General features: G+C 36.0%; 10 protein-coding genes. 2 read left to right on the top strand and 8 right to left on the bottom strand.

All coding sequences use genetic code 11. The features are described from left to right. Window positions 1-3: 3 nt before the first annotated feature. The 6 genes from Q0K76_RS04985 to vgrG all read right to left on the bottom strand — a co-directional run bounded on the left by Q0K76_RS04985 (window position 4) and on the right by vgrG (window position 7587). Complete coding sequence (locus Q0K76_RS04985) at window positions 4-258, bottom strand: hypothetical protein (protein ID WP_294612334.1); 255 nt, start codon at window positions 256-258, stop codon at window positions 4-6. A gap of 132 nt (window positions 259-390) precedes the next feature. Next, on the bottom strand, window positions 391-1065 hold the full coding sequence (locus Q0K76_RS04980) for a T6SS immunity protein Tli4 family protein (RefSeq protein WP_294612337.1): 675 nt from the start codon (window positions 1063-1065) through the stop codon (window positions 391-393). A gap of 66 nt (window positions 1066-1131) precedes the next feature. Then, window positions 1132-1386: a hypothetical protein gene (locus tag Q0K76_RS04975; protein ID WP_294612334.1), complete on the bottom strand. Its 255-nt coding sequence runs from the start codon at window positions 1384-1386 to the stop codon at window positions 1132-1134. A gap of 132 nt (window positions 1387-1518) precedes the next feature. Continuing rightward, window positions 1519-2190 carry a T6SS immunity protein Tli4 family protein gene (locus Q0K76_RS04970; protein ID WP_294612331.1) on the bottom strand — a complete coding sequence of 224 codons (672 nt, stop codon included), beginning with the start codon at window positions 2188-2190 and terminating at the stop codon, window positions 1519-1521. Window positions 2191-2201: 11 nt separating this feature from the next. Then, complete coding sequence (locus Q0K76_RS04965; protein WP_294612329.1) at window positions 2202-4736, bottom strand: hypothetical protein; 2535 nt, start codon at window positions 4734-4736, stop codon at window positions 2202-2204. A gap of 10 nt (window positions 4737-4746) precedes the next feature. Next, on the bottom strand, window positions 4747-7587 hold the full coding sequence (gene vgrG / locus Q0K76_RS04960; RefSeq protein ID WP_294612326.1) for a type VI secretion system Vgr family protein: 2841 nt from the start codon (window positions 7585-7587) through the stop codon (window positions 4747-4749). A 578-nt stretch (window positions 7588-8165) separates the two neighbouring features. On the opposite strand from vgrG, the gene Q0K76_RS04955 reads away from it, so the two are divergent. Continuing rightward, a complete protein-coding gene (locus Q0K76_RS04955) occupies window positions 8166-9758 on the top strand; it encodes an ABC-F family ATPase (protein ID WP_294612323.1) in 1593 nt (530 codons plus the stop codon). A gap of 85 nt (window positions 9759-9843) precedes the next feature. Here Q0K76_RS04955 and Q0K76_RS04950 read toward each other — a convergent pair whose 3' ends face one another. Together Q0K76_RS04950 and Q0K76_RS04945 are read right to left on the bottom strand one after the other, a co-directional pair. Then, window positions 9844-10182 (bottom strand): YggL family protein, encoded by a 339-nt coding sequence (locus Q0K76_RS04950; RefSeq protein WP_294612495.1) that lies wholly within the window; start codon window positions 10180-10182, stop codon window positions 9844-9846. Between the two features lie 15 nt (window positions 10183-10197). Then, window positions 10198-11529 carry a DEAD/DEAH box helicase gene (locus Q0K76_RS04945; protein ID WP_294612320.1) on the bottom strand — a complete coding sequence of 444 codons (1332 nt, stop codon included), beginning with the start codon at window positions 11527-11529 and terminating at the stop codon, window positions 10198-10200. Between the two features lie 317 nt (window positions 11530-11846). Between Q0K76_RS04945 and nikA the strand changes: the two genes are divergently transcribed. Further along, on the top strand, window positions 11847-13412 hold the full coding sequence (gene nikA / locus Q0K76_RS04940) for a nickel ABC transporter substrate-binding protein (RefSeq protein ID WP_294612317.1): 1566 nt from the start codon (window positions 11847-11849) through the stop codon (window positions 13410-13412). Window positions 13413-13434: the final 22 nt, after the last annotated feature.

Below are 13434 nucleotides of genomic sequence, written 5' to 3'. Positions count from 1 at the left end.
GCTCTATTCTGTTGGTCGGCGTTTTATTGAGGCTTCAATGGTTTTGGCAAGTTGATAAATTTCATCTTTACTGAGTGGCGTATGCCCTTTCGCTTCGTCGCGTTTACCAATTACCGTTAACAGTAACCATGGATGATTGACCTGACTTTTATCATTTCTTGAATAATAGGAGACCACGCCATAATAACCATAATCCGAAGGCGATTTATCTTTATATCGTATCTCGACAAATCCGGCAGTTCCGTTTCGTCCATCCATTTCTATATCTCTATATTTTGTTGGGAAACCCAATAATTTGATGTCTTTGATATTATTATTGTTGATATCATAATTATCGTTCCAAAAAAGGTTTATTTCATCTTTCGCCTTAAAACTAAACGAATTAGTAAATTAACGGGTATTTTCTGAGAACGAAATCACAATATCAGGATGATCATTTAAACGAAAAGATACGGTAAGATTGAGCGGTGTAGTTGGATCATTACCGGCAACAAAACCATATGGAATACACTTACCGGCCGTTTGTGGTACTTCAAAGAGTTCTCGGGTAGAAAATCCATTAATTATCGCCTCGGTATTTTGTTTATAAAAGTCAAAATCCCTTTCTTCACCTTGGTAACGTTTAGATGAAAAAAATGAGTATATTTTTTTCCCTTCAACAAAAGTTACAAAAGATCCGCTTTTTGCAAAGAAGCCAAAGCTATTGGGTTTTTCCCACAATTCTACTGACTCATCAGGATTATCAATTTTAACTTTTTTACTAGAATCAATTAGTTGTTTTTTTGCATCAATTAATTCGTTATTATCCCAATTTGCTGTAATGCTTAAATCATTTCGATTATAATTAAAAGCAGATAAAATAGCCCATTTACCATCAGCAAAATAGACAGGATATTCAGATTTTGGTTGTAGATATTGAGCTGTAGGGTAAAGCGCAACTTCAAGATTATCTGGTAAATTTACAGTATAAGAACCTATACACTCGGTTTTATAGTTCAATTCAACCGCTTGAGCCGCAAAACAACTACCGAGCAAAGTGGTTAATAATATCACTCTCCTTATCATACTGTTACCCTTTTCCCTTTTTACCTAAACTATCGCTTTGTCTGTTATTTTTGGATGTTTGAAGCACTATTCGGTTGGTCGGCGTTTTATTGAAGCTTCAATGGTTTTGGCGAGTTGATAAATCTCATCTTTACTGAGTGGCGTATGCCCTTTCGCTTCATCACGTTTACCAATTACCGTTAACAGTAACCATGGATGATTGACCTGACTTTTGTCATTTCTTGAATAATAGGAGACCACACCGTAATAACCATAATCCGAAGGCGATTTATCTTTATAACGTATCTCAACAAATCCGGCGGTTCCGTTTCGTCCATCCATTTCTATATCTCTATATTTTGTTGGGAAACCCAATAATTTGATGTCTTTGATATTATTATTGTTGATATCATAATTATCGTTCCAAAAAAGGTTTATTTCATCTTTCGCCTTAAAACTAAACGAATTAGTAAATTAACGGGTATTTTCTGAGAACGAAATCACAATATCAGGATGATCATTTAAACGAAAAGATACGGTAAGATTGAGCGGTGTAGTTGAATCATTACCGGCGACAAAACCATAGGGAATACACTTACCGGCCGTTTGTGGCACTTCAAACAGTTCACGGGTAGAAAATCCATTAATAATCGCTTCAGCATTTTGTTTATAAAAGTCAAAATTCCTTTCTTCACCTTGATAATGGCTAGAAGTAAAAAATGTATATATTTTATTCTTCTCAATAAAATTTACAAAAGATCCGCTTTTAGCATAGAAGCCAAAGCCATTGGTTTTTTCCCATAATTCGACTGACTCATCAGGATTATCAATTTTAACTTTTTTACTAGAATCAATTAGTTGTTTTTTAGCATTAATTAATTCATTATTATCCCAATCTGCTGTAATAGACAATTTATTATCATTATAGTTAAATCCAGATAAAATAGCCCATTTACCATCTGCAAAATAGACAGAATATTTAGATTTTGGCTGTAGATATTGAGCTGTCGGGTAAAGTGCAATTTCAAGGTTATCCGGTAAATTTACAGTATAAGAGCCTATACACTCGGTTTTATAGTTCAATTCAACCGCTTGAGAGGCAAAACAACTACCGAGCAAAGCGGTTAATAATATCACTCTTTTCATAATATTTTTCCTTAAGTCACTAACCTTATATGATAAGGAATGGCATTATTTTCACCTTCGGTCCAATGGATAGGTACCAATGTAATATACCCTTTGACTTTTTGTAATTCGGAAGGTTGATTAATAGTATAATTTTGCCAAAAAACAGTATTAAAAGGCATTAATAATTCGTGTTTAAAATAATAATATGCCATGTTATCTTTAGCTAACTCTTCTATGTCATCAATAGGGACCGATTCGTATTTTGGATATTGTCCCTTGTTTTTTTCGGTTCTAGCTTTAATCTCTTGCCATTTTTCACTATTACGTTTTTCTAATTTTTTATAATCTAAAGCCGGCCAAATTGAAGCAAATTCAACCGTAACATCCATGCCAACTTTTTCTTTAAAATAATTCCTCGGTATAAATGGAAAAACCGATTCAAAAATATCAGTATTAGCTTTAGCTCTAGATTGAATGGCTTTAACGCTACTGGCTAGTTCAGGTACTTTAATTGCTTGTTCTAACCCCTCACCATACAAACCTTGGCAGATTTTTTTACGTAATTGATAAGCAAACTTTCTAACCGGTATCTCAATACCACGTTCCGGGCATTGTATTGTTTGGGCATCATTATCGACAATTAATGCTGCCAATTCAGAATCCCGATCACCCAACAAACTACGATCATTAATATTGGCACTGCCCACCAATACATATAGATCGTCAACAATGGTTAATTTACTATGTACATAAATTTGTTCGGTTACGCTACGATCGCCTAACTGCGTCCAACTACGTAAATTAAGCAAAGTAACATATTTAGCACACTCTTCTAACGGGACGGTTTTGTATTCATCACCCATCTTATCATAATAGGTTGGGCGCAGTTTATTCCATTGTTTACGTGGTACTTTATCATTGTTAAGTTGTTGATAAACCCATAAATGTTTACGAATACGGTTGAGCAAACTATCTGTCCCAAAAGAAATAGTTTGCCTGGTGTGATGAGTCTGAGTGATAATTGCACCTTCACTTAACATACCTTCCGGATGTACAGGTATGGTAATATAAATATGAAAAGGTTGCGGTTGATAAGCAAAGATTACATTAGCTATCTTATCACTCAATGCTTGTACAATTTGATTTTCCGGTAACTCATCTCCACTGAAAGATAGCAATCTTGTTAAAAAGGGGGTTAATCCATTTTCAGTCTCAGCTGGTTTGGATAGCTTAGATAAACCCGCAAAAGGTTGACCATAATCAGAGATAAAAAATTGATTCTCTATATAAATATAACGTTTGGCTTTTTTGATTAATTTAAGCATTACTTGATAAATATCACTTTGAGGTTGGTTTGTAAATTTTACGTTATTTTCAACATTTGGAGGGCGGTTCTTTACTCCCTCTTTACCTGAAAGTATATCATTGACAGCATCATGTAGTACTACCTGTGCCTCATTAACTCGCATAGATTTTGATGCACTTCTTAAGATTTGGACGCTGATATTACCTGTATCGCTTATGTCATCATAATTTTCTTGAGTCGGTAAGGGAATCTTACGGTGAAGACATTCATCAGATACATTTTCAGGAGGGAAATTTACATCTTGATTTGTTGGAGGCCAATTTTGTGAACGGTTGTTATAAGTTACATTTTTAGAATGTTCATTTTTGTTCTCAGCTTGATTCCAACGCAAAATAAAATTGATGGCTAAATCAAATACTGCTTTACCTTCAATTTTGACATGAATATCTTGCCATGGCATGATAGGTTGATTATCGGCTAATGTCACTTTAGTTGGTTGAGCTAATTTTTTGATAAATACCTGATCCTGTAAATGTTTGTACAATTTTAGTGATGAAAACGATCGATCCGTCGGGTCAAAAGTGAGGGATAATTTTTTTTTCGCATCTCCCATTAATACTACACATGGATTATATCGATTCAGTACTTGCCGATTATCAGCTTTAGGATCCAAATCATAACCATGACTATAGCGACCATAGGCTAAATCAATCCCTCCAACAAACGCTATTTTCTTATCGATAATAATACTTTTTTGATGATGAGAGTAAAACCTTGTGGTTACAGGAGAAGATTCATCATTTAAAGATTGATGAGATCTTACCGCTATTGCTTCGCGTCCTATATATTCATTAATATAATTTCTTAATACAATCATGGTTTCATGATCGCCTGTATTCATTGGGTATTGATGTCTCCAGGGCAAAATAAAAATTTGTAAATTTTTATTCTTTTGTACCACTTCAAGTAGTACATCTATTAAGCGTAAATCAGGTGTTAGCTTTGCATCCCAATTGACTTGCCATCCAGTTATGTAGATTTCTTTTTCGGCACTTCTAATTTCAGTAATCAAATCCTGAAAGTATTCATAGGATTGTACATATCCTTTAACACTATTTTTATGTGTTGGTTCGGCAAAATTATTCCTAATATTTTGTTCATTTATATCATATAGCCAAATATCATCGGTGACAGTCGAGGTGTAGTCTTCTTTATTATTTTTATCAAGTAAAACGTATGTTTTATTATGTTCCGTCATTGGTATACCATTACTTTTTTATTGAGTTAATTAATTGATTCTTGTTGATTTGTGAGTTACTTTCAACTGCATTTAAGAATCTTTTTTGCTCTTTTAACATTTTGGTGTTATATCCCATCGCATGAGCCGCTTTAATATTTTTTTTCAAACTATCTTCATTTCCTAAAGTCGTAAATTGTAGCTGATAAGCAATATTATTAGTCACTATCCATAGGAATCCTGGATGTTTATTATATTGTTTTATCAATTCTTTCGAGTCATCTGGTGATATCGCTAATTCACCTTGTGGTGTTGTTTTTCCTTCTGAGATAACCTCATCGGTCATTAGCGCATCATCTGAACAATTGGCTAATACAATTCGCCAATCTGAATTAGCATAATTAATACCATTTCTACCTGGAATATCGCTGATTTTAAGATTCAGTTGACAAGGAAGTTGTGAAAGAGTAATTGCCCCTAAAGGAAGCTCGATGGTTGGTGCAAATAAAGATGCTGGCCCCATTTTTTGTAACGCATTGCATTTTAGATAGATATTTCCGGAGGTACCTAGCTCAATGCCTTCACTGCTGATTTTAATATATGAACCACCACAAATTAACGTGATGTTTTCACTGGCGGTTATACTTACTTTACCCTCTACACTATCTATTTTAATGTCTTGTTTGGCCGCCATGGCTAAATTGGCATTTTGCGCTTGCACTTCTATATCGCCTTGATTGGTAAATACTTTCATACCTGATTTATGGGCAAACAGACCTATTGCTTCGGCCGATGATGCGGTGATATTTTTTAAAGCACTGATATCCGTTTGGTTTTCAGCAGTGACAGTTACGTTATTGCTGGTTGATAGCTGAATATCTTCCGGACTGGTTAAGGCAATACCTTCTTGTGCATAAGCTAATATTCCGCTTTCAGCTAGTTGAGTTAATGATGTTTTAAGTTGCGCCTGGCTATCCGTCTCAGCGGTGTGTGCTTGTGAGCTGTTTGCTGCATTTTGCAGTGCTTTAGCGATTGATAGCGCATTTTCAAGTTGCGTTATCGCACCTTGCATATCAAGTTGTTTGCCTTGTGCTTTTGGCTCGGTCTGGCTGGTTAGGTATAAACCTTTTTCAGCAGCGATAGCTCCCCATTCATCAGTTCGTAGCTCAAACCCTTCACCACGTTGTTCTTTGTTTTGATCCACTAAATGACCAATATTTAGTTGCGTTTTGCCGTATTCGGTAGCAAGCTTGATATGCTCTTTACCTCGTTTATCGTCCATGCGTAACTTATTGTTAGTTGGCGTACGGATGACATTGCGATGTTTATTTACCGTTGTTACATGATCAGGGTGAGCACTGTCATGCATGGCATGCGCAATATAGGGGCGATCTGGATTATTATCCATAAAGCCAATGGCTACTTCAGTGTTATTAATAAGTGGGAAGTGAAATCCATAGGTATGACCGGCATACGGCTTAGCCAGTCTGACCCACAGACTTTCTTGACCATTTTTCCAGTTTTTTAAGTCAACATTAAACTTAACCCGGTAACGCCCTTGGGTATCGATATAACCGTAAATATCGTTATCCGGACTGGTCACTCGAGCAGGTAATGTACCTACGGCTTTGGGCCACGCTATTGGAGCCGGGCGATAGGGTTTTAAAACCTGGTAAGCAATGGCGGTAAAGCTCAGTTCAAAGGCATCAGTACGATTTCCTTGCCCATTTATAGTTAATATTATTACGCCTTCTTGCAGTGCAGGTAATGGATTGCCGGTAATGCGTATATGCTGACCGGGCGCTAAGGTGTAGCTATTGCTTTTTCCGGTTATAAGAATTTGTCGGCTAATTGCATGTTCATGACGAATTCGGGCATACCATTGACCGCTTTCAATATTACCACTATTGTCATGATTGTTATCTTGGGTATTACTGTTTTGTTTGTCACCACCGGTACTTTTATAATGCTCCGCGTAACGGTAGTTTGTACCATATGTTGTGATATCTGTCGGTTGAGTATTCATTTCGCACAATAGATTTTCATCGGCTTTACGATAGTTATAATCTTGCACTTTTACCGATGATTCCACTATTTGACTATGTAATGCCATCTCCCAAACACTTTCTACTTCACTGTCGAGCGTTCCTGTTTCAAGTTTGTAATCAATGTCAGTCGCTTGATGATAACCTTGCTCATAATCACTTAATACCATTACGTCGCAATCATGTTGGGTATGACTTTCAAAACGAAACCATATCCCCACATCTGCCAGTAAACGCTGAATAAATTCCAAATCACTTTCGTTCCATTGGGTAATAAATTCGCGTATCGGATAGCTATCTTTTAATGCTAAGCGATAATCAATACCAGTAAATCCGTGACTACGTAGTACTTCTTCAACTACGCTTACTACACTCATATTTTGAAATATTGCATTATTACGGTTTAAGGCAAGTCTTGCTAGTCTCGATGATAATACTACCTGATAAAGTGCTTCGTCTTTATTAACCGATAATTGACTAAACTCGGTTATCACACCATACATCCGGCGTGGATTATTGATGGATGGTAAATCGCTGAGTGAATGTATCGCTGTGTTTAATAATGTGTCAGTAACAGGATTAAATGAAAACGTGGCTTGTTGGTTGAGCACAGAATTAATTGATAACATTTTATCTGAACTGGTAAAAGCAATGGTGTAACGCCATGGTTGATTTAACTGTTCTTGAGTTTCAAGCCGTAAAATCGAAATTGGTGAACTAAGTTTATCAATGGTTAAAGTGTAACGATTATGGCTAACCTTACCGATTAATCCATTGATTAAACCTTCACTAAATTGATTAATGAGGTCATTTAATACGTTCGCCATGTTATTTTCCTTTACATTGTTTAATTATTATCCATAACAAGTTGTTATTTATTTGTTCAATTTAGTTTCAATTAAGAATATACCTTTTTTACTAAATAATTTGAGGTTAACATTTTATTCTTATGCACATTTTGAGTAGTTATTACTTGCCAATTGATTAAGATTATTGGTATTGAATAATGCAACTTGATAATCTGTAATGTATATTTAATATACTATTTTTTGATATTATTGCAATAATTTCTCATTTTCACTTTTGATAAGTAAATTAGTTTAATAATTTATGGTTTTATTTATTTTATGTATGGTTAGTGTTAAACGGGAGTTTAGTAACTCTAATGCCACGTTAACTATTAGCTAATGACATTTTTGATTTAAGTAAAGATAAATATAACTCTTACACAACTTATCTGTTTTAATAATAGTGAATTGTCCAATTAACTAAATATGATTGGAGTTTATAAAAGAATAATCCTCAAAAAGAAGAAAATTATGGCATAATGTGCGCCAAATTTTAATTCAGCGACTTTACTCATATTTTGAGTTGAAAGTGACTTTAATTTAGAGAGTACATTTTTGTGTTAACAACAAATAATATGACCATGCAATTTGGCAGTAAGCCTTTATTTGAGAATATCTCTGTTAAATTTGGTAATGGCAATCGTTATGGCTTAATTGGTGCCAATGGTAGTGGTAAATCAACCTTTATGAAGATAATTGGTGGTGATTTAGTACCCACATCCGGCAATGTGAGTTTAGATCCCCATGAACGATTAGGTAAATTACGCCAAGATCAGTTTGCTTTTGAACAATATAACGTCCTTGATACGGTGATTATGGGGCACACACAATTGTGGCAAATTAAACAAGAGCGCGATCGCATTTATTCATTAGCGGAAATGAGTGAAGAAGACGGCTTTAAAGTTGCCGACTTAGAAACCCAATATGCGGAAATGGACGGCTACAGTGCCGAAGCCCGAGCCGGCGAACTGCTATTAGGCGTGGGCATTCCGACCGAACAACATTATGGCTTAATGAGTGAAATTGCTCCGGGTTGGAAGTTACGTGTGTTATTAGCCCAAGCACTGTTTTCCAATCCGGATATTTTACTATTAGACGAACCCACCAATAACTTAGATATTGATACTATTCGTTGGTTAGAAAATACCTTAAATGAACGTGAAAGCACTATGATCATTATCTCGCATGATCGTCATTTTTTGAACATGGTTTGCACCCATATGGCCGATATGGATTATGGTGAATTAAGGATTTATCCGGGTAATTATGATGATTATATGACCGCTTCGACCCAAGCACGCGAACGCTTACTTGCCGATAATGCTAAGAAAAAAGCCCAAATCAATGAATTACAATCATTTGTCAGCCGTTTTAGTGCTAATGCCTCTAAATCTAAACAAGCCACCTCGCGTGCCCGACAGATTGAAAAAATCAAACTGGAGGAAGTCAAAGCCTCGAGTCGGCAAAATCCATTTATTCGCTTTGAGCAAGACAAGAAGTTATTCCGTAATGCCCTAGTTGTCGAAAATCTGACTAAAGGATTTGATAATGGACCACTGTTTAAAGATCTTAATTTAATGGTTGAAGTGGGCGAAAAAGTGGCAATTTTAGGAACCAATGGGATCGGTAAAACTACCTTGTTAAAAACCTTAATGGGTGAACTACTTCCCGATCAAGGTGACATAAAATGGTCGGAAAATGCCAATATTGGTTATTATGCCCAAGATCATGAATATGAATTTGCTGAGGATCTAAGCGTATTTGACTGGATGAGCCAGTGGAAGCAACCTACAGATGACGAGCAATCAGTGCGCAGTATATTAGGACGATTATTGTTTTCGCAAGACGATATCAAAAAACAAGTAAAAGTCCTTTCTGGTGGTGAAAAAGGTCGGATGTTATTTGGTAAATTGATGATGCAACGCCCTAACATTATTGTGATGGACGAACCCACCAATCATTTAGATATGGAATCAATTGAATCACTCAATACTGCATTAGAGCTTTATCAAGGTACATTATTTTTCGTGTCCCATGACCGTGAATTTGTAAGTTCACTGGCGACACGAATTATTGAAATCACGCCAGACAAAGTGATCGATTATACCGGTAATTATGAGGATTATTTGCGTAGCCAAGGTATAGAATAATGCCAACAACGTTGTTATAAAAAACTTATTCCATAAAAATAGCCACAGCTGTGGCTATTTATTTATAAACTAATTATTGGTAATATTAAAAATTCAACTCATCCCACCAAATATCGATAAGTGGACTCGCTTCGACATTGGTTAACCCATGGCTTTCTAGCCAAGCAGTAACCAAAGTGCGATGTTCTTCAGTACAATTACCTAGTTTTTGGGTGCAAATAATCCCTTGCCAATTTAAAAAACCGCTACCTTCATAAGCTAAGCCATTCGGTTCAATGACTTCACGGATAAACTGATCGACAACTTTGTCCAAAGTGGCTTCATCAGTACCTTCATTGAATGACCAACTAATAGTAAAACCTAATTCTTTAAATTCATCGATATGTAATTTTTTACGTAAACGTCGACTGCGATTTACCATGATTTGCGTTCCTTTTCTTTATTGAGTATAACTTGATTTATGTTTAGAAGTAGCCTGCCTTTTAGCTAGTTTACCACTATTTGCATTGCCACTACTTTTATTTGTCGGGGCTGAGCGATTATTGGTTGATTGCGATTTACCTTGTGCACGACGAGGTGCTGTTTTTTTCGCTGGTTCTGCTTTAATCGTTGGATCAACCGCAAAACCTTGAGTGGTTAATTCCGGGATCGGCATTTTAATTAACTTTTCAATGGCTTTTAGTTGTGGCAGTTCATCAATACAAACTAACGAGATAGCCTGCCCTTTGTTTTGTGCCCGACCGGTGCGACCAATGCGGTGCACATAATCCTCGGCCACTTGTGGCAGTTCATAGTTAACCACATAAGGTAATAATTCAATATCCAAACCCCGTGCCGCAATATCAGTCGCCACTAAAGCGCGAATTTGGTCATGTTTAAAATCGGCTAAGGCTTTAGTGCGGGCGCCTTGACTTTTATTGCCATGGATAGCTGCGGCTTTAATGCCATCTTTAGTTAATTGCTCGGCTAAGTGGTTTGCGCCATATTTAGTGCGGGTAAAGATCAGCACTTGTTGCCACTGATTTTTGCCTATTAAATATGACAACAGTTCGCGTTTACGACGTTTATCAACTCGATGAACATATTGGGTGATCTGCTCTGAGGCACTATTGGTTTTAGCCACCGCAATTGACTGTGGATCATGCAAAATAGATTTGGCTAACACTTTAATGTCATCAGAAAAAGTGGCCGAAAACATCAGGTTTTGCCGTTTTTTAGGTAACTTAGCAATCACGCGGCGAATATCATGAATAAAACCCATATCCAACATACGATCGGCTTCATCCAGCACTAAAACTTTAACGGTAGCTAAATCAACAGCATTTTGTTGCACTAAATCCAATAACCGCCCTGGGGTGGCAATCAAAATGTCCACCCCACCCCGTAACTTCATCATTTGTGGATTAATACTAACCCCTCCAAACACCACCAATGAACGAATTGGCAAATAGCGGCTATAATCACGAATGTTGTCACCTATTTGCGCAGCCAATTCCCGAGTGGGGGCTAAAATTAGCGCATATAATGGCCGTCTACCCTTTTTAGCTTCAGGCTTATTAGTAGTATTGGTTTGTTGATCCAATAATTTTTGCAAAATGGGTAAACCAAATCCGGCGGTTTTACCGGTACCGGTTTGGGCACTGGCCATTAAATCTTTACCGGATAAAATAACAGGAATGGCTTGCTGTTGTATGGGTGTTGGTTCTGTATAGTTTTGCTCTTGAATAGCTTGTAAAAGCTTAGCGTCTAAGCCAAGCGAGTCAAATGACATGCAATGTTCCTAAATAAAAATATAAATAAGTGAATAATCAATCAACATTATAAAGCAATTCAGTAATTAGTTTCTGATTATTTCATTATTTTAGTATTTTAGTATTTTAGTATTTTAGTATTTTTGGTTTTTTACAATTAATATTGGGATGGCAAGCTAGATAAATTTGTAAATAGCTTTTTCACAGTATTAACGACTTTTAACATAAACATAATGATTTTTATTATGTTTCTTAACAAAAAGATTGTAATGATATTTATTATCATTACTGGCTGTGCTACTATTTATCCCCTGTATTTTGCCTGTTAGGATTTTGTATGTTTTTTAAATTTAACTACCTCAAAAATTTTTTAATTGTCTTATTATTATCAATATTTAGTTTTAATTGTTTAGCTAAAGATGATCTTACCTTCGCTAACTTCCGTGATATTCGAGATTTGAACCCTCACCTTTATTCCGGGGAAATGTGGGCACAAAATATGCTCTATGAATCACTGGTGCATTATAATGAGGATGGCACCTTTTCACCTTGGCTGGCAGAAAGTTGGACCATTAGCAATGATGATAAAACCTATACTTTTAAACTGCGAAAAGATGTTACCTTTAGCGATGGGGCTAAGTTTGATGCCCATAGTGCCAAACTAAATTGGGATGCTGTATTAGCGAATAAATTCCGCCATACATGGCTGGAAATGGTGCGGTTAATTACTGAAGTTAAAGCCGTTGACGACTACACTCTGCAAGTTAATCTATCTGAACCTTATTATCCATTTTTAATTGAAATTTCGGTTACAAGACCAATGCGGTTCATTTCGCCAAATTCAATGATTGATGGTACCACTAAAGATGGCGTTAAATCTTATATCGGCACTGGCCCTTATGTTTTAGGCGATCATAAAAAAGATCAATACGCCGTTTTTAACCTGAATCCTACTTACTGGGGTAAAAAACCGCAGTTAAAAACCATTACCATGAAGGTTATTGCTGACAATCAAAGTCGCTTAATGGCTCTGGAAAAAGGTGAAATTGATTTAATCTATGGCAAAAACATGGTGGATGCTGACTCATTTGAACGTTTTTCACAGATGGATAAGTTTCAAACCTTAATGTCAAAGCCTGTTTCTAGCCGAATGATATTGATGAATACCACTCGTTCTGCGCTAAGTGATGCCAATGTTCGTCGTGCTATTGAACATATCATCAATAAAAATGATATTTCTGAAGGTATTTTCAATGGAAGTGAAGCTCCAGCAGATACTTTATTGGCAACCAATATTCCTTTTGCTAATATTGGTTTAAAACCTTATCAATATGATACAAAACTAGCAGAGCAACTGCTTGATAAAGCGGGTTGGGTGAAAGTTAAGGATGAAAATTATCGTCAAAAAGATGGCAAACCCTTTGAAATCACACTGTATTACGATAGTAATACTGCGTCACAAAAAACCATTGCTCAATATATGCAAGATGAATTTGAACAGATTGGTCTAAAACTTAATATCCATGGTGAAGAGGAACAAGGTTATCGCGATCGTCAAAAAGCAGGTGATTTTGATATGGTGTTTGATATTTCCTGGGGTATGCCGTACGATCCGCAATCATTCTTAGCCGCCATGAAATTACCGGTGTATGGTGATTATATTGCTCAACAAGGATTACCAGAAAAAGCAAAAATTGATGCTAATATAAGTAAAGCGCTGATTGCTAATAATGATCAAGAACGGCAACAACTTTATCGTTATGTGTTAGAAACACTGCATAATGAAGCAGTATATATCCCTTTAACTTATGAACGTAATCGTGTTATAGCGGTTAAATCATTAAAAGGTATTGAATTTGCACCATCACAATTTGATATTCCTTTTGACAAAATGTACTATTAGTTTGCTTATTGTCATAATTAAT

Source organism: uncultured Gilliamella sp., from assembly GCA_945271295.1.
Taxonomy (GTDB): domain Bacteria; phylum Pseudomonadota; class Gammaproteobacteria; order Enterobacterales; family Orbaceae; genus Gilliamella.
The sequence above is the reverse complement of the archived record's forward strand: the minus strand, read 5'-3'. Positions and strand labels throughout refer to the sequence as shown.

Coding starts and splice junctions, on each gene's coding strand:
- Q0K76_RS04945 (WP_294612320.1), bottom strand. CDS start 11,529: ATGTCATTTGACTCGCTTGGCTTAGACGCTAAGCTTTTACAAGCTATT.
- Q0K76_RS04975 (WP_294612334.1), bottom strand. CDS start 1,386: ATGGATGGACGAAACGGAACCGCCGGATTTGTTGAGATACGTTATAAA.
- Q0K76_RS04970 (WP_294612331.1), bottom strand. CDS start 2,190: ATGAAAAGAGTGATATTATTAACCGCTTTGCTCGGTAGTTGTTTTGCC.
- vgrG (WP_294612326.1), bottom strand. CDS start 7,587: ATGGCGAACGTATTAAATGACCTCATTAATCAATTTAGTGAAGGTTTA.
- Q0K76_RS04985 (WP_294612334.1), bottom strand. CDS start 258: ATGGATGGACGAAACGGAACTGCCGGATTTGTCGAGATACGATATAAA.
- Q0K76_RS04965 (WP_294612329.1), bottom strand. CDS start 4,736: ATGACGGAACATAATAAAACATACGTTTTACTTGATAAAAATAATAAA.
- Q0K76_RS04980 (WP_294612337.1), bottom strand. CDS start 1,065: ATGATAAGGAGAGTGATATTATTAACCACTTTGCTCGGTAGTTGTTTT.
- nikA (WP_294612317.1), top strand. CDS start 11,847: ATGTTTTTTAAATTTAACTACCTCAAAAATTTTTTAATTGTCTTATTA.